The organism is Shewanella sp. BC20 (genome assembly GCF_003129585.1).
Taxonomy (GTDB): domain Bacteria; phylum Pseudomonadota; class Gammaproteobacteria; order Enterobacterales; family Shewanellaceae; genus Shewanella; species Shewanella seohaensis.
In genome coordinates, this window is the sequence record NZ_NHRI01000001.1 from 185,951 (window position 1) to 203,510 (window position 17,560).

The following is a 17,560-nucleotide window of genomic DNA, read 5'->3' on the forward strand; positions in this document are numbered from 1 at the left end:
TCGTGACAGCTATTGGTCACGATAAAGTGGGTTTCCCTGAGGCTCGCCGCTTATCGATGGAGGAGATGCCAATGCTGAGTAGGATCCACATTAAGTATTTCTACCTGTTCGGAGCGCTGTTATTTGGCTATTTCGCCGTAACGGGCCACTCCCCTATCCTCACCTTTATTTGGGCATGGAGCAGCCTTTCCCTCGCCCTTGTCGGCTCAGCCTATTGGTTTAATCTCGCCAGTATTTTTAGAAAACGTCAGGATGGATCCATCCCTTGGTATATCCGTTGGGGCTTTATTCCATTTTTATTAGGATGCCGACTCTATAATCTCTGGGCACGGCGCCGCGATAGCGTGCCTTCAATGCAAGCCATTGATAAATATCTATACTTGGGTAGCCGCTTAAGCGCTGCCGATTTACCTAAACTGAATCGTTATGGCATTACCGCCATTTTAGATGTCACCGCCGAATTCGACGGCCTCGATGTGTCCCTGTATGAGGATCATATTGACTATCTGAATATCCCTATTCTTGACCACAGTGTGCCGACTAGCGCCCAATTAAATCAGGCGATTAACTGGTTACACCGTCAAGTACGCGCCCAAAAGCGGGTATTAATCCACTGCGCGCTCGGACGCGGGCGCTCCGTAATGGTGCTGGCCGCTTATCTTGTGTGCCGCCGTCCCGAGCTCAGCTTCGCCGAGGTGCTGCAACAGATTAAAAGCATTCGTAAAACCGCAGGGTTAAATCGCTGGCAACTTAAAGCGCTGGAGCAGATGTACACTCAAGGGGAAATCAAACTGCATAAGCGAGCCTGGATTATCGCCAATCCCGTCTCTGGCGCGGGAAAATGGCAGAGCCATGGCGAACAAATTTGCACTGAACTGAAACGCTATTTTGAGGTGCAATTAGCGCTCACCACGCCAGAGATTAGCTCCCAAACCCAAGCGAAAAAAGCACGGCTTCAGGGCGCCGATATCATCATCGCTTGCGGGGGCGATGGCACAGTCACAGAGGTCGCGGCGGAGATTATCGACACCGATATCACCTTAGGCATTATCCCGCTAGGCACCACCAATGCCCTGTCACACGCCCTCTTTGGTTTAAGCAGTAAGCTCAATGCCGTCTCCCAAGCCCTTGATAATATTATCCAAGGCCAGACTCAGACCATAGACTCGGCGCGTTGCAATGAGCGGCTGGTGTTGCTGCTGGTCGGCATTGGGTTTGAGCAGCAAATGATTGAGTCTGCAAGCCGCGAGCGTAAAAATGCCCTCGGCCAACTCGCCTACCTCGATGGTTTGTGGCGCGCGGTGAACACCGACACCAACCTCGAGTTGCAGCTGACTTTAGATGACCAAGCCCCAATGACAGTGCAAACCCACAGCCTAGTGGTTGCCAATGCAGCGCCTTTTACCAGCTTACTCGCCCAAGGTAAGGGTGAACCCAATATGACCGACGGCTTGTTGGATATCACTTGGTTAGATTCAAATAATGAGCCAAATGAACAGCTTATCAGTCTGGCTGAACTGGCTTTTACTGGCTGGATTAAAGAGGCCGCTAATAGCGACTCTGCGGCCATGGGCAACACGGGTAAAGTGAAACATGCCCACGCTAAAAAGGTGAAGATCAGCAGTCAGCCCCCATGCAAGTATGTGATTGATGGCGAGATTTGTGAGCCGGAGGAACTCAATATCGATATCCTGCCCGCCTCTTTGAAGGTGTTTGTGCCTTATCAAGAATCGACCGAAAATGCTATCGACCGAAAAATCACGTAAATGACACTATCGCGATGTTTATTAAGATAAAAACAGCAAGCGCAATAAGCACTCGCATAAAATTAAATTCACTCACTTTGGGGTGGGATTTTTGAGGACTATTGCTAAAATCCTGAAACTTACAGCCTATCGCTTGCGCGCATTGCTGCAAAACTTGCTGTAATTCCTGCTTGTCAGTGCTGTTAGCCAATTTCAATTGACTCCCTTTAGGCTGCTGCACTTGTAAATAGGCGAGATAGTGATCGACCGTATCTTCCGCTTGGCGGTTACGGTCGAGCTGGTGCCAATGGGTTGTTTGTAGCAGATAGAGTTGCACAGCATTAATATCTGAAAAGGCATAGGCGCGCCAACGCCACAATCCAGGCGACTTCCCATTGAATACACCTTTACAGAGCCACAATTGCTGTCGCTCGGTATCTAACCAAGATTGTTGCCGAACTAACGCTAGCGGCAGTACAGGGAACAACAGAAAAAATGCCACCCAACCAAGCACAAGCCGTAACACGGGCTCGGGTTGTAACCAGGCCGCCCTCGCACAAAGCAATCCAAGCACTAACAAGGCAACGGCAAAAAACCACAGTAGAGGTCGGTACAGGGTACTCAACGCCTTGAGATAAAGCGCACTCTTAGGAGGTTGATTAAGCGTCACTGAACTTGCTCCTTGTTCCAAAAATTATCTCACCATCTCAAATTGACCTGTGCTAGTAACAATATGAGGCATTGATAGTTTACACAATCAACACCTAACTTATTTTTAGATCCTTTCGAGTTAAACCAACGACTCACATCAATGGAAATAACCGTTGCGATATCGCTCATACTGCAACGAAAAGCTGCAACTTTGCAGTTGCAGCTAAGGTGTTATTGACCCGCAGCGGTATCCTCACCAGTCCAGAGTCGCATGATGCGATAAGGTGGTTTGGCTGTTTCAGCTTCACCATTAAAGGCTTTTGCTTTATGCAATTGATTCACTGAAATATATAACCAGCCCGTTTCACCAAATTGCACACTATCGGGAAAATCCAGCAGTGGAGAACTGACCGCTGTTGATAGCGTACCTTTGTTATCTAGCATAGATATGGCATTGTGGTTCAAATTGGTGAAGTAATGATTACCTTGTTTGGACGTTGCAGCGCCATCTGACACTGGCTTAGCTCCGACTAATTTTACAGTCGCGATAATTTTATCATTACTGCCTGTTTGTAAAGCCGCAGTTGATAACTGATACCAGTGAGTGCCATTCATTGCACCATAATAGAGTGTACTTCCATCGGCAGATAAACTGATGGGATTGACCGCGACACTGGCGACCTTGCCATTAAACAATGTTGTTTTGTTATCTATGTTCATTACTGCATCCGCTTCGGCCTGCAGCGAGCTATGACCTGAAAAACGTACGGTATGACCATCGTCGATACGCACTGCTAAGAGGCCTGGGTTGGCGATATCGGCTAAATAAATCCAGCCTTTTTGTGAATCGACAACCAAATCCTGCATAAAGCTGCCTTTGGGCGCGAGTGCTTGTGGTAGGACAATTTTTTTATATAGACTGCCATCCTTAATGTTGAATCCCCAAATCCTCGTCTGACCTAATTCTAACCCCATATCTGCGGTCCAGAGGTGTCCAGCTTTGTCCTGAGCAATCCCTAATAAGGTATCAAATTGAGTCATATTGGCAGTCGAAGCTTTTTGTAAATCCATTGAAGGCCAAGCATTGTAAGCATTGGTTTCACGATTAACTTCAATCAGTTGTAAACCTGACGGCGTATCAAGTGGATGTACCGTGGCAAAAATCCGACCTTGTGCAGTGACGCTGACATTGCCAGGTCGTATTGGCAATTCAGCGACTGTTTCAAGACTTCCTACCGCTGGGGTAGCGTTTACAAAACTACTGGCAGTCAAAGAAAGCCATAATGCTGTAGTAAATAAGTGTTTCATATTCTATCTCCGCTTTTCTGTTTAAGGGCTGTAGAATAGGAGTTATTATTTACAAAAAAAATAGTGTAAAAATCGGTTCTGTTTCAATATTAATTTGATAATCAGCACTATTCCGCCGTCGGCTCACCCGCTTCGACTTGTTGCTCATACTTGCTGAGCTTGTTGTAAAGGGTTTTTACACTGATCCCAAGCTGCTCGGCGGTGTCGGTTTTGTTGCCCTGACTCGTTTCAAGCGCTTGGTAAATGGCGATTTTTTCCAGCTCCTCAAGGCGCATACCTTGGGGGATCACGACATTTTCCTCTGCAGTCGCCTCTTTATCCAAACTGGGCGTAAGCTGTAAATGCTCAGGGGTAATCTCATGGTCCGCCAGAATATAAGCACGCTCGATAGCATGCTTTAACTCGCGCACATTCCCCGGCCAAGCGTGAGCCGCAATCGCCTCTAAACTTGAGGGCGAGAACACTTTACTCTGTTTTTCTGCCGCATTGCGATAGGCCAGAAAATGCTTCGCAAGTCCGACAATATCTTCCCCACGCTCCCGCAATGGCGGCACTTGAATGGGGAAATGCGCTAAGCGAAAGTACAAATCTTCCCGCAGTTGTCCTTGCTCAATCGCCACTAAAGGATCGCGGTTTGTCGCCGCCACAATACGCACATTGGCCTTGAGCACCTTAGGGCTGCCGACGGGACGATATTCATTATTTTCGAGTACTCTTAATAGCTTAACTTGATGCTCGAGTGGCATTTCGGTGACTTCATCGAGGAATAAGGTGCCGCCTTCGGCCTGCTCAAATACCCCTTGATGATCACGATTCGCGCCAGTGAAAGAGCCTTTTACATGGCCGAAGAGTTCACTATCAACTAATTCAGGGCTCAAGGCGCCACAGTTAATCGCAATATAAGGCTTATTCACCCGCGGGCTGGCTAAGTGAATGGTATTGGCAACCAGTTCTTTACCCGCACCACTCTCACCGATAATCAACACATTGCTCTCGGCGGCCGACACGCGGCGGATAGTGCGATACAAACGGTGCATAGGTAATGAGGAACCCACCAGCAGACCATATTGGTCTAATTCGCTAGCAAAGGGGCGAATGCGCGTCGAAGTATTGGCAACCAGATGCTGGGCAAAATCCGCTAAGGTTTCGCACAGCAACGACATATCGATGGGCTTACGGAAATGGTAGCCCGCGTATTTGGATAAGAGTTTATCGAGATGAGGATTCGGTAGGCCATCGGAGAGGAAAATAAACTCCACATCCGCAATGGCGCTGGACTCGAGTAAGGCTAGGTAATCTTCACGGCTTAGACGGGGCAGCTCAATGATCGCCACATCGATACGATTTGCCTCCAGCTGACTAATCCAAGATACATCATCGGTACTGCGTAGCTTGTTGTAGGTCTGCGCGCCCTCGAGCTGTACTAATGCCTGCTCGGTCTCGAAGTCCTGTAGATGATAGAAAAGCGTTGGTCGGATCATCTTGTGCCACTCCCTGTGAATGAAGCACCACTGTATGCCAGCCGTGAAATTTTAACAATCTCAACGGTAAGAGTTGCCGATAATAAGCGAGGCACTGGCGACAATGGATAAATATCATCAGTTAAATCAAGACATTAACTTATCATTAAAAAGTGAACGAAATATGCATAGAAGCTGAATGAAACTGAAATTTCCATAAAATGTTGGGCAATCCGTGTCGGCGGAGCAGCCCAAACTACCACAGGAGGTCGTTATGAAGTCTAATGTTGCGCAACATCAGACCGAGTTGAGCGCCGATATTAAGCTGGTTAATGAGTTAATCGAGCTGACCCAAACCGGCGTGGATTTTTATACTCGGGCCAATACCACTGTCGATGACTACAGCCTAAAACGCATTTTTATTGCCCAAATCAAGACGTATCAAGGGATGCTGGCGCGATTTAAGCAATTGCTCACCCAAACATTACAACAAATGGGCCCGCACATAGGCCCGCACTCAGTGCCGTCGTCGCAGACTCGGCCCTATGCCGATGTCGATGCTTTACTTATTAAACAGCAACTCGCCGATGCCCTCGCCGTGCTCTGCGAGCTTGAGCGTCAGCGCCTTAATCACCTCAAACAGCTAATTAAAAAGGCCAATCACCCAAGGTTAATCAGCCAACTGGCCGAGGATATTGCCTGGCTACAAATCCATCTAGATACCTTACACCTGCGTAGCCAAGCCCTGTAAGGCGGCAATGCCATCCAATAACGCGGCCAACTGAGCCGCGTTTTTGTTGCCTGCGATCTATTTGAGCTTAACGCCTATCCCATTTAAGCCAAAAAGCTTAATTACCCTCGGTAATATTTACATTTTGTCGGTAAAAAGCGCCGATTTGCCGATTAAGCCAAACATCTAAAACTGGTAACCCTTCCAATTAATCACATTAAAAATCAGTAGGATAAAAACATTGGCACGATTCACGCTTTAGTATCTTCGAGATAACAACGGAGGATATCATTATGAAAAACACGACAACTTTAGCCTTAACCACCTTACTTGTCGGTTCTATCAGTTTAAATGTGGCCGCCGCACAGGATTGGAAAGACGATGCCAAAGATGCTTGGCTAGATGGCAAGGCCGAAACGACTTTGTTGCTCAATACTAACCTCAACTCCTTTGACATTATGACCGACGTGAAAAACGGCCATGTCACCTTAACCGGTCAAGTGGAGAGCAGTGTCGATAAGGCGCTCGCCGCTGAGCTCATCAAAAGCTTAGATGGTGTAAAAGGAGTCGATAACAAGTTAACCGTGATGAAAGAAGACGAAGGCACCAATGAGGTGGTGAAGACCTTAACCGACTCTAAGGTCGCAACGGTCGTAAAAACCCGTCTGTTGTTCTCGACCGACGTATCGGGCACCCAAATTAACGTCGATGTTGCCGATGGCGTAGTGACCTTACAGGGTGAAGTGGTTAGCGATGCCGAGCGTCAATTAGCCCTGACCATTGCTAAAAATACCGATGATGTGAAAAAGGTCATCGATAAAATCAAAGTCAAAACCTCATAATGGTCCTGACATTCCGCCCTTGCTAATTCAGCTCTTGATAACTCAGCTGTTGGTAACTCAGCTGTTGGTATTAGTCACTCGGGCAAAAACCACAAAACCAGCTTCGGCTGGTTTTGTTTTATCGGCGCGATGTTATATTCATCATGCCTTAGGCTTCGGCTTCCTGTTCGAGGCAGAAGCTAAATTCATAAAAATGTTGGCCATTTTCGATGCTTATCGCCATAGTGCCATATAACCCAACGAGTTCACCTGCGCCAGAATGGGGGACAACCTCAAGGTGTAAACGGTTTTGCCCATCGGTCATAATGCCAAAATGTTGCAGCACAAAACTGCCCTGTCTACCGCACAGTTTACCTACGACTTGCTCTATCGCCACGTAACCTGCCGAGCCTTTTACCGCCGTCATGGCACTGAGCATTTCGCCTTGGCTGCGGGCTTCAAGCTCACCATAAAAGCTTTTATCTAAGGTCATTCTGCCCAAGTTCATGCCGCCCACACCTGTGGCATAGGCACTCTCGGGATTGAGCTTAACATCAAATTTGCCCGTGACTTTGGTCATTTCCATGACTCGCTCCTTGTTTTAATTTTATGCTTTATGCCAAAACCTTAGCTTTCCCAGCCGCTAGGTGAAATAAATACCTCAGCCGTAGCTGAGGTAAAATTAACTTAGCATAAGCCCAGATATAAACCTAATGCAGTGCTTTGATTTCCGATTCACTCACACCGACCTCAAGGGTTTTCGCCACCTTAGGCTCCTCTGCCATAGGTTGGCCTGCCGCCCTGTCGCGGTAGGTAATGGCGACTTTATATGGCGCCTCAAAGGGATACACGGGCTCGATATTATCGACTTCGATACGATCGCCAATAAACACACTGCCTAAGTGCACTAATCGATTTTGAGCATAATCTAAGCTAAACAAGCCAAGGTACCAAAATACCCCCGAACCTTGGTTCGTGACGATATAAGGCGCCACAAAGGGCATGGTTTGCTGCTTAGGATCGTCCTGTAATGGCGCATCACTTTGGGTATCAGGCTCTAATGCTGGGTCAAAATTAAGCGGCGTAATCCGCATATAATCCAGCAATACCCGCCCCTTTTCATTACCTTGTTGATAATCCCCCAGCGCAAATTCCGTTTGCTTGATCTTAATAAAGTGCGTCAATACCACTGGCAGTTGGCTATCGGGCAGCTTTACTTCAAAGGGATTGGCCGTATTCAAACTAAAGAGTTTCAGCATCACCTCGGAGGCATTCGCCACCGGTTTGACCTCACTTGGCACCACAGATTCGATGGCATCTTCGCTGGAAGATAATGCCGCCTCTTTGGCTTTTGCCTTTGCATCGGCCTGTGCCATGGCCTCATCGTATTGCAGCACTTGGCCATCTTCCATGACCATGTAGATATCATCATTGGTCATGTTAAAACGATAAATGCCCGCGGCAAGAATACTGAGCACAAGGACAGTCGCCGCTATCGTTAATTTAACAAACATACTCATCCGCTCCCCCAATGCGCTTTACTCGCGCTTTTTACCTAACTCAAGCTCTGTGAATGTCGGAGCAGTATTACAGATACTGAGTCAAAGCGGAGCGGGAAAAGTGTAAAAAAATAACACTATTTGGCAATTTGTCAGGTTAAGTTCAGCTAATCTTGCCCGCTCCACTCATAGGCACTGAATTTTGGTCACCTTGCCATCTTCAAGCTTAAAAAAGGCGTCCTGCGGCATCTCCTGCGACCACAGCGCCTGATAATCCAGATTAGCGTAAATCCCGCGGAACACCGCGCCAGACAAGGCATGGGATACGATGATAACTCGCTCGGGCACGGTCGGATCCTGCAACCAATCTTGAATGCGCTCACTGATACTGGCGAACGTCTCCGCATTCGGCGCATAGGTATACCAATCGGCCAGCGCATTTAACTCTGGTTGGTTTTGCTTGATTTCGGGCACGCGCTGCTGCTCCCAATCACCGAGACCAAGCTCCTTTAACCGCTCATCATGTTGTAGACGTTCAACGGGAAAGCCGATTTGTTGGCAAATGATTTCGGCGGTTTGCACCGCTCGTCCTAAGGGGCTCACATAAAATGCCCAGTCCTGCGGTTCTTGAACAAACTCACTCAATACATAACCCACGGTTTTCGCCTGTAACTCACCGAGTTCGGTGAGCGGCGAATTGCAATGTCCCTGCAAACGTAGCTCTGCATTAAACTGTGTTTGCCCATGGCGTAATAAATAAATCGTTTTGCTAGTCAATGTAATAACCTAAAAATCAGATAAATGATGTCAATGCGTATTTTGCCAATACCTAATGTTACCAATGCCTTAGGCAACACTTTGGCATTGATAATGGGAGATATCGTTATTGAGGATCAAATGGCATCCCTTGGCATCGGAATGTAAGATGCTCAAACTGGCTGGACGGATGGAATTCCACTTAGTTTCAACGTTTTGCTCGCTTAAGAAATGGTTCGTCAATAACTTCACCATCAGGGGTTCCATCACAATAAGCACATTGCCTTTGTATAAGGCACCGATATTTTCGACAATCTCTAACAGGCGTTTTTCGACTATTTTCAATTGCGCATGGATGGAAGAACAAAAGCCGCGGGATTGCGCCATCATAGTATAAATACACAGGGATAAATCAAAGCATTCGCCGTTAATGTCAAAGTCGGACTTAAAATCGGCTAGGGCTAATCGCTTGATTACGGAAATAGCGCGCTTTCTATTTCTGTTTAAGATTTCAGCCGTCTCCATCGATAAGGGTGAAGAACAGGCATACACCATCTCAAAACGTGTGTCCCTTAAGGAGTGGGCCAGCATATTCACATGCACCTCCCCAAGACTGGACAAGGTTGCCTGAGAAGGTACTGACGGTTGGAATGCTTCTACTGTTGCGTCTCCCTGACTAATTAAATATAGATTGGCCAATTTAATCACCTCTACTGCGCCATTAAGTTGGAAAGTGAGCCGAGTGCCTATTTGCTATTGCACTCGGCTTGAGTTGAAACGCTTAAAAAACGTAACGAACACCGACTGTGAAGACCTTATCGTCGCCAATGTCCTGGGTAATGCCAGACATTTGATACTCACCCTCATACATAGCGTAATGGGTGTATACACGGGTCGATTTGGTCAATTTTTTCTCTGCGCCAAGGGTAAATTGGCTAATGTCCACATCTGTTATCTGCTCATTTGGGCCAACGAGTTTAGAAAAATAACCGCCCAAACCAGCGTTGTCTTGGCCAAACTCGGCCTTTAATGTGGTGCCCCAGAGGTCGTAGGTGGCATTAATGAAATAGGAGTTACCCTCCATATTGGAAAATTTTAAGCTTTCGGTATGTTGAAAAATCCCGCCCAGTTTCATGTCGCCAAGCTTTACTTGGGTCACAAACCGATAGGCATCGATATTGGCGATCCCTTTATTGATGGCGGCGGCAACATAATAAGGCGCCTTTTTAAGATCTTTATCCCCAAGCGTGGTACTTAGGGCATACAGCTCATTATCGGCGCCATAGTTATCCTGTAATAAATAAGTTGCGTTGATATCCATCAGGCCGAATAACTTAGGCGAGTAATACCAAATACCATCGGCGCTACGCGTCTGCCCTGAGACCAATTGATTAATATCCGCATTGGTCGTTCCAAAAATATCGACTTTGCCTTCGGCGGTTTTGAAAACCGTATCATTGCGCCCGACAAGCAAGGTGCCGTAGGCCGTTTCGACGCCAAGGTAAGTATTTCTCGCCGAGAATACCTTGCTGGAATCGTTCGCCCGATTAGAGGTGTTGTTAACGCCGAACTCCATCTTGTAGATGACATTAATGCCATCACTGAGTGCCGATTTGCCCTTAACACCAATATTGGAAGAATTGTTTTCAAGATAGGTGCCGCTTTCCCCCACATCAACGCCACTGGTACCGCTATAAACGGTTGAACCTAATTCGGAATGGGTCACGGATAAATCCAAACGACCATAGACTGCGGGTGAATCATCGGCCATCACAGGTAATGAATACACAGCAAGCACTGAAGCGGTTAATATGACTTTTTTCATCGTGTTTCTCTTACTTAGTTTGAGATTAATGATTGAGAAGAAACGCTTTTAAAAAGGTCATGGTGATTAGCCATGACCTCATCAGGCTAATCAATCAACGACAGTGACTTTTTTCGCGCGCCATACCGAAGCAGCCAGCACAATCGAGAGCACTGAAGTACCAATCCAGAAATATTGCGCACTACCGAAGTCATAATGCTTAACACCAGCCACTTCGGTAACCAGGATTAATTTAGAAGAAACAATCTCTTGTATAGAGGCTGCGAGATAAGAGAACAGTCCGATAAAGCCTTTAACCGCACCAACAGCGTTTTTAGGCATTAAGTCACAGGCCGTTAACCCCGCGAGGAACACCACCAGACCACCGATAGAGAAGCCGATTAAACCTAGGCCGAAGGCATCCATCATGCGGCTATCAGAACCCCAGAATAACAAGCTCATACCTATGATATTGGCAAGACCGTATAAGAAGGTCGGAATGTGACGGTTAGCGTTGAAGATTTTGTCTGAAATCACCCCAGATAGGATGGCGCCGAAGAATCCCGCGATGGGGTAAGAAGACATGGCCACACCCGCGTCGATCAGGGAATAGTTCTTCTCAGACTGCAGGTACAACACGGCCCATGAACTCATGGCATAACGTGATGAGTACATCGCCGCACAGGCTAAGGCGATAATCCAAACCACAGGTTGTCTTAATACAAAGAATTGCGCCTTACGAATAGCAGCGGGATCATGGCCTTTTACTGATTCGGGTTCTTCGCCATATGCCGTTGCAGGATCGGGTAAACCGTAGGTACGTGGGCGGTCTTTTAACAGGACTAACATACAGGCCGCGGCGGCAAATGCAGCAATACCTGCGCCGACAAAACCTATCTTCCAACCGAAGAAACTGACTAATGATGCCGTTAAAATCCAGCTGATGGCTTCACCAATGTTACGTGAGCCGCCCCAAATGGAGTACACACTGCCCCGCTGTTTAGGCGAATACCATTGGAAAATCGATACACATGAAGGCGCAGAGCCCACAGATTGGAACCAGCCGTTCATCCCCCACAGGATCACGAAGAATAAACCGGCAACGCCCATCCCCATGGCCATACAGGTTATGGAGGAAAGCATGAGCGACACAGACATAAAGCGGCCAATGTTGGCATAGTCCGCTAAGAAACCATTGGAAAACTTACCTATGGCATAGGTAAAGAAGAACGCAGAGCCCATTAAGCCCAATTCTTCAATGGTCACTATACCCGAGTCGAGCATAGGTTTTTTCACCACACTCAACGCCATACGTACTACATAAAACATGGCATAGCCGAACACTAAGCCAATAAAAACTTGCCACTGATATTTTTTATAAATCGAACGAATTTTTTCGGGCGTTTCGTCCATAATTGGTCGGTCGGCACCGGTTTGGAAGAATTTTTTTATCATAGCTTGCTCCAAAAGTTGGAAGTCTAGTTAGCCAAAAAATAACGATGCACATACCAAAACCCGATGTAACATCATTTTCACAGACACACTAATACCCAGTCAGACTCGCAACAAATTGGTAAAAAAGGGTTAGTTTTGACACAAACTCGTCCTTAGAAAGCTAATTCCTATGTGTTAGTACAAAGCGAAATCGATAAAGATGACTTAAGCTATTTCAAACCCCAAAAAATCGAGTCAAATTTGACTCAACCGTCGCAAAGTAAGAATTTAAAAATTTAAAAAATATGCGAGTTGAGTCACCAATTAAGGTGTGAAAGGTATGAGTGACATTAAAGTGGCGACAAAAAATCCACGACAGAAAATAAAAATTAACATCTCAAGGTCACTATTATTGTTGTGCGCTAGCCTCTGCTTAAGCGTATTTGTTCATTCCGCCAGAGCGGCCGAACCTATAGTGGTATTAACCACATTTTCTGAAGAACCAATGGGAGCATTGTTCGAAGAATTCAAACAGTTAAATCCCGATATTCCAATTCAAGTGGTATACCGCCGCACCGGCCCTGCCCTAAAATGGGTGCAGCAATCATCAATCAATCCGGTTGATATGATCATTTCCTCCAGTCCAACCTTCTTCCATGACTTAGATAATGAGGGACTGATAGTCGCCCCCTTAGAGCAGTACGAGATGCCAGCTTGGTTAACTGTGCACGACCTAACAAAGAGCAATAAAACCATTGCGTTAGGTTACTCAGGCATCACCATCATGTATAACCAGCGATATCTGGAGAAAAACAACTTACCCATACCCCACACCTGGAAAGACCTGGCTGCCGCACAATTTTCTGGGCATATCATGATGAGCACCCCTAACAATTCGGGCACCACACACATGATGGTCGAAGGGGTATTGCAGCAAAAAGGTTGGCAACAGGGCTGGGCCTTACTACGTGAAGTGGGCGGCAATTTGGCCTCAGTCTCGGCCAGAAGCTTTGGGGTGAGTGAATCTATCTCCCGCGGACTCGTGGGGGCTGGGGTGGTGATTGATAGCTATGCGATTGATGCTAAAAATAAATTTCCCTTTACCGATTTTAACTATTTACCCAACACGGTGATTTTACCGACCTATATTTCAGTCACTCCCCGCGGCCGAAATAAAGCCAATGTTGCGAAGCTAATTCAATATTTTCTCTCTAACAATGGCCAAACCCTGATCAGCTCCAGCGCCATTGCTAAACACTCGCTCACGGATGCCAGCCTAGCGCAAAGCTCCCACCCCGTGATTAATGAAGACCTATTATTTAATCGGGCAACTATTATTAATGCCTTATTTGATCAAGTCATTACCTATCAATTACCTAAACTGCAGCTCGCCTGGAAATTGATCCATCAGGCAGAAGCCACAAATAATATTTCGCCAGATGAGCAAAATATCATCAAGCAAGCGCGGCAATTAGCCAGCGCGGTGCCGATTAATGAAACGGAATCATTACAGTTACAACATCAATTTATTCGGCAGGCGAATGAATATAAACACGCCACCGAAATAGAACAAATAATGTACCAATGGCGTAAAGAAAGTGAATCACAATTAGACCAAGCCATTAGTTTAATGAATAGCCTAGCGTCCCAAAAACGATGAAAACGAATTATTTTAAAATACCCACATCCCTAGGCGGCAAATTAATGCTCGCCTTTGCGAGCATGACGTTCTTAAATCTATTTATTGGTATTACGACAGTGCTCATTTGGGAAGAACTGAGTAATAAAATCAATCATATTGTCGAGCACAGTCTGCCACCGTTAAATGGCGCTTATATGCTCGAACGCTCTAGTGGAAACCTGCAAAGCATTATCTCGAACAGTTATAAAATAAATGATGAACTCGGCTATCAAAATTTTGAGAACGATTTAAAAAATGAAATCGACACGATTAAGCAAGCCTATATCAGCAGCAACCCCGACCGCCAACGACTCCCAGAGCAACGGCTGGCACTCGAGCACTTTTCCCGTTTAATTGAACAACAGGACACATTGTTAAAGCAAAAAATAGCCTATAGCCAAGAGCTTGATAACCTTCAAAAACGTATCACTTGGTTGCATCAGGATTTGAATGATGAGATGACACCTTTGATGCAGGAAGTCGAGTGGCACGTCACTCGGTTACTCTCGCACCCTGTCGATAACCTATCGCCGAATGCCCTGATGAATGAGTTCTTTATTCTGCAGGAGTTATCCACCAAGGAGACTGAGCTATTTACCCTAGTGAATGAGATTATTGACCAGAGATACACCCGGGAATTAACCAGTGCCTTCTCATATCTGGATCAAAAAATCGCTGAAATCGAAACCTTAGTGGAGAAACTCACCAGCTTCCCTTCGACAATCAGCCATAGACAGATCATGAAGAATCTCATCACCCTGATTAGCTCTAATGGTGAATTGATCCGACTACTTAAATTGGATACCCAGGCGCAGTTGGCATTATCCCAATTAGCCGACCCCTTAACCCAAGTGTTAACCCAATTTCACCTCAAAAATATTGCGACACTCGAACAATCGAGCCAAGCGTTTAACTCCCTCAACACCAACACTAAGTCGATGATCATCAATGGCAAATTGATAATTGTGCTTATCTCTATCATCTCTATTGTGATCAGTGTGTTAGTGCTGACAGTGCTTATCCGCCAACGGGTATTAAAGCGCCTCAACACCCTCGAAATTGACCTGAAAAATGTGGCCGACGGCCATTTAGATTGGCCTATCACCACCCAAGGAAAAGATGAAATCGGCCACATGGGCGACTGTTTACGGCAGTTCTGTGTCGATATGCAGGCCATGGTCAAAAGCAATGCGCTAACGCTGATCAATAACGCTCAAGCCAGCTTGATCACCTGCCATCCCAATGGCGAAATCGAATCGGCTAACCCCCATGCATTGCAATTATTGAGTCTGAACACACTCGCGCCGCAATTGACCCTGTGGCAGGCGTTTCCTGCCGCTTGCCAACCGCAATTATTGGCGCAGTTCGCCACCGATAGCGAATTGAGCCGGACAGGACAAAGTGAATGTATCCTCAATTTAGTGAAACATAACGCGCCGCAGTACTTACATTTTCACCTGCAGGCTTTCGAACACGCTCGCCAAGCCAAGTATATGGTGACGATTACCGACATCACTAAACAGGAGCTAAACACCCGCGAACTCGAACGCTTAGTGGCGGACAGAACCTTAAACCTCACGGTGAAAAACCAAGAGTTAACCGCAGAAATTGAGCAACGCAAACTGGCGGAAGCGCATTTATATCAAGCGCAGGCGGACCTTATCCAGGCGGCCAAAATGGCGGCGGTCGGCCAAACCATGACCAGCCTTGCCCATGAGTTAAACCAGCCGCTGTCGGCCGTCAGCACCTATTTATACAGTTGCCGTTTGGCGCTTGAGACCAATCAACTTGAGTTACTTACCGAGATGCTAGGCAAGACGGAAAAGATGAACCTCAGGATGGCAAAAATTATTTCGGCTATCCGTAACTTTGCGCGCAAGTCCCCCACGCAGGTGGAGAGCGTCAGTATCGATATCAATCAACTGGTGAATAATGCGCTGGTACTGGTCGAAACCCGCGCGCGAAACGAAAACATCATGATTCATAATGAGTTGACTAAAGAATATCTTATCCAAGTGGATGCGGTTCAAGTCGAGCAAGTGCAGCTCAACATCCTGATTAATGCCATGGATGCCACCGCAAGCCAGGCCGATAAACACATCTATGTGACTGTGCTTGAACAAAGCGCAGCCAAACTGACGCTGGCCATTTACGACAATGGGCCGGGATTTGCGCCAAGTATTTTACCGCAAATTTTCACCCCCTTTACCACCACCAAGGCCGTTGGTCTAGGCTTAGGATTGAGCATCTGCCGCTCGATTCTCGAACGTTTTAACGCTGACATTTATCTGGCATCACACTTAGATGGCGGCGCTATGATTATTTTGGAGTTCCGCAATGCCGATTGAAAATTCGCCGCCCTTTACCGTGCTACTCGTCGATGATGATGAGGATGTACTGACGGCATACCGTCATTTGTTGCAGCTTTCGGGCTACAGCGCTAAGGGAACCCACTCGCCGACTAAGGCCCTTGCCCTACTCAATGAACATTGGAATGGGGTTGTCGTCTCAGACATTTATATGCCGGCGATGAATGGCATGGATTTACTCAATGAAGTGAAAAAAATCGATCCCGAAATCCCCGTCATCATGATCACTGGTCATGGTGATATTCCTCTGGCCGTCGAGGCGGTTAAACGGGGAGCATTCGATTTTCTCGAAAAACCCCTCGATTCGGCGCAATTTTTACAGCTGCTGAAGCGCGCACAACAGATCCGCCAAGGGATCATTGAACAACGTGAGGCGATTTCGAGCACCTTTAAAGAGCACCTCTTTGGCACCAGCGAGCAAATCAACCAGATCCGCCAGCAACTGAGCCAAATTGCCAGAATCGATAAAGATGTGATGATTGAGGGGCAAATCGGCACGGGTCGCCATTTAGTCGCTTCCGTGCTTCATAGCTTAAGTCAGCATAAAAACAACAGCTTAATCATCCATGATTGTAAAGAGTCCCCCAGCTTAACCGAGTTAGAGGCCAGCATTGCCAAAGTCCAAAATGGCACCTTAGTGCTGCGTTCATTAACTCAACTGAGCCATGAGCATCAACGCTGGCTATGTACTCGCCTGCTGGATCAAGAAAGACTCAACACCAAAAGCCATAGAACCATTTGTATCTTCGATACTAATCCCGACGATGAGGTCAAAACCGGCGCTTTGTTGCCCGAACTCTATTACTACTTCTCACAGGCTCGGATCCAATTGCCCACCTTGGCCGAGCGTAAGAGCGATATTATTCCCTTGTTCCGTAACTTCCTGAGCCAAAGCTGTAAGCGCTTTGACATCCCTATCCCTAAAATTGACTTAAATTACATAGAGATCCTCAAGCGCCACCATTGGCCTGGAAACATCCGCGAGCTGCGAAACCTCGCCGAGCTCTATGCGGTTGGCATTATCAAACTCCCCGGCGAAGAAGCCCTTAAATTAGTGCAAGCCCCCGAGGCACCACTCGATGAACTCGTCGATGCCTATGAGAAGCAAGTGATTGAGAACATTCTGTATTTGTGTTCAGGCAGGGTAACAGATGCCGCTAATTACTTAGGGATCCCACGTAAGAAGCTGTATCTAAGAATGAAAAAACTGAACTTGGAGAAAGACAAGTTTAAGCCTAAGTCATAAATCGACGCCCTCGGCTTACTCATCGCTCAGATGAGTAAGCCGATTTGCGCTTTTCC

The 17,560-nt window shown here is 46.7% G+C and carries 15 protein-coding genes; 6 read left to right on the top strand and 9 right to left on the bottom strand.

What is annotated here, in order from left to right:
• The first annotated feature begins 71 nt into the window (after window positions 1–71).
• A complete protein-coding gene (locus tag CBX96_RS00800) occupies window positions 72–1,766 on the top strand; it encodes a diacylglycerol kinase family protein (RefSeq protein WP_109285379.1) in 1,695 nt (564 codons plus the stop codon).
• Here the strand turns inward: CBX96_RS00800 and CBX96_RS00805 are convergent.
• From CBX96_RS00805 to CBX96_RS00815, 3 genes are all read right to left on the bottom strand, one after another.
• Window positions 1,759–2,415 carry a hypothetical protein gene (locus CBX96_RS00805; protein WP_109285380.1) on the bottom strand — a complete coding sequence of 219 codons (657 nt, stop codon included), beginning with the start codon at window positions 2,413–2,415 and terminating at the stop codon, window positions 1,759–1,761. The genes CBX96_RS00800 and CBX96_RS00805 overlap by 8 nt on opposite strands.
• Window positions 2,416–2,627: 212 nt before the next feature.
• Window positions 2,628–3,704: an L-dopachrome tautomerase-related protein gene (locus tag CBX96_RS00810; RefSeq protein WP_109285381.1), complete on the bottom strand. Its 1,077-nt coding sequence runs from the start codon at window positions 3,702–3,704 to the stop codon at window positions 2,628–2,630.
• Between the two features lie 107 nt (window positions 3,705–3,811).
• Complete coding sequence (locus CBX96_RS00815) at window positions 3,812–5,185, bottom strand: sigma-54-dependent Fis family transcriptional regulator (protein WP_109285382.1); 1,374 nt, start codon at window positions 5,183–5,185, stop codon at window positions 3,812–3,814.
• 253 nt (window positions 5,186–5,438) lie between these two features.
• Between CBX96_RS00815 and CBX96_RS00820 the strand changes: the two genes are divergently transcribed.
• Window positions 5,439–5,915: a hypothetical protein gene (locus CBX96_RS00820; RefSeq protein WP_109285383.1), complete on the top strand. Its 477-nt coding sequence runs from the start codon at window positions 5,439–5,441 to the stop codon at window positions 5,913–5,915.
• A 272-nt stretch (window positions 5,916–6,187) separates the two neighbouring features.
• Window positions 6,188–6,736: a BON domain-containing protein gene (locus CBX96_RS00825; protein ID WP_109285384.1), complete on the top strand. Its 549-nt coding sequence runs from the start codon at window positions 6,188–6,190 to the stop codon at window positions 6,734–6,736.
• Window positions 6,737–6,884: 148 nt separating this feature from the next.
• Here the strand turns inward: CBX96_RS00825 and CBX96_RS00830 are convergent, their stop codons facing one another.
• The 6 genes from CBX96_RS00830 to CBX96_RS00855 all read right to left on the bottom strand — a co-directional run bounded on the left by CBX96_RS00830 (window position 6,885) and on the right by CBX96_RS00855 (window position 12,229).
• A complete protein-coding gene (locus tag CBX96_RS00830) occupies window positions 6,885–7,301 on the bottom strand; it encodes a DUF3224 domain-containing protein (protein WP_109285385.1) in 417 nt (138 codons plus the stop codon).
• A gap of 124 nt (window positions 7,302–7,425) precedes the next feature.
• Window positions 7,426–8,235 (bottom strand): hypothetical protein, encoded by an 810-nt coding sequence (locus CBX96_RS00835; protein ID WP_181382115.1) that lies wholly within the window; start codon window positions 8,233–8,235, stop codon window positions 7,426–7,428.
• 165 nt (window positions 8,236–8,400) lie between these two features.
• The gene (locus CBX96_RS00840) at window positions 8,401–8,991 is read right to left on the bottom strand and encodes a histidine phosphatase family protein (RefSeq protein WP_109285386.1); all 591 of its coding nucleotides are present in this window, start codon (window positions 8,989–8,991) and stop codon (window positions 8,401–8,403) included.
• A 69-nt stretch (window positions 8,992–9,060) separates the two neighbouring features.
• Complete coding sequence (locus tag CBX96_RS00845) at window positions 9,061–9,669, bottom strand: histidine phosphatase family protein (protein WP_258293816.1); 609 nt, start codon at window positions 9,667–9,669, stop codon at window positions 9,061–9,063.
• An 82-nt stretch (window positions 9,670–9,751) separates the two neighbouring features.
• A complete protein-coding gene (locus CBX96_RS00850) occupies window positions 9,752–10,795 on the bottom strand; it encodes a porin (RefSeq protein ID WP_109285387.1) in 1,044 nt (347 codons plus the stop codon).
• Window positions 10,796–10,885: 90 nt separating this feature from the next.
• Window positions 10,886–12,229 carry an MFS transporter gene (locus CBX96_RS00855; RefSeq protein ID WP_206191659.1) on the bottom strand — a complete coding sequence of 448 codons (1,344 nt, stop codon included), beginning with the start codon at window positions 12,227–12,229 and terminating at the stop codon, window positions 10,886–10,888.
• A gap of 484 nt (window positions 12,230–12,713) precedes the next feature.
• Between CBX96_RS00855 and CBX96_RS00860 the strand changes: the two genes are divergently transcribed.
• From CBX96_RS00860 to CBX96_RS00870, 3 genes are read left to right on the top strand one after another with little or no spacing between them, the layout of a single operon-like run.
• Window positions 12,714–13,868 (top strand): ABC transporter substrate-binding protein, encoded by a 1,155-nt coding sequence (locus CBX96_RS00860; RefSeq protein ID WP_258293820.1) that lies wholly within the window; start codon window positions 12,714–12,716, stop codon window positions 13,866–13,868.
• A 44-nt stretch (window positions 13,869–13,912) separates the two neighbouring features.
• Window positions 13,913–16,237 (top strand): ATP-binding protein, encoded by a 2,325-nt coding sequence (locus CBX96_RS00865; RefSeq protein ID WP_258293822.1) that lies wholly within the window; start codon window positions 13,913–13,915, stop codon window positions 16,235–16,237.
• Window positions 16,227–17,504, top strand: a complete 1,278-nt coding sequence (locus tag CBX96_RS00870) for a sigma-54 dependent transcriptional regulator (RefSeq protein ID WP_109285389.1) — start codon at window positions 16,227–16,229, stop codon at window positions 17,502–17,504. Before CBX96_RS00865 ends, CBX96_RS00870 begins: the two co-directional genes overlap by 11 nt.
• The last annotated feature ends 56 nt before the right edge of the window (window positions 17,505–17,560 follow it).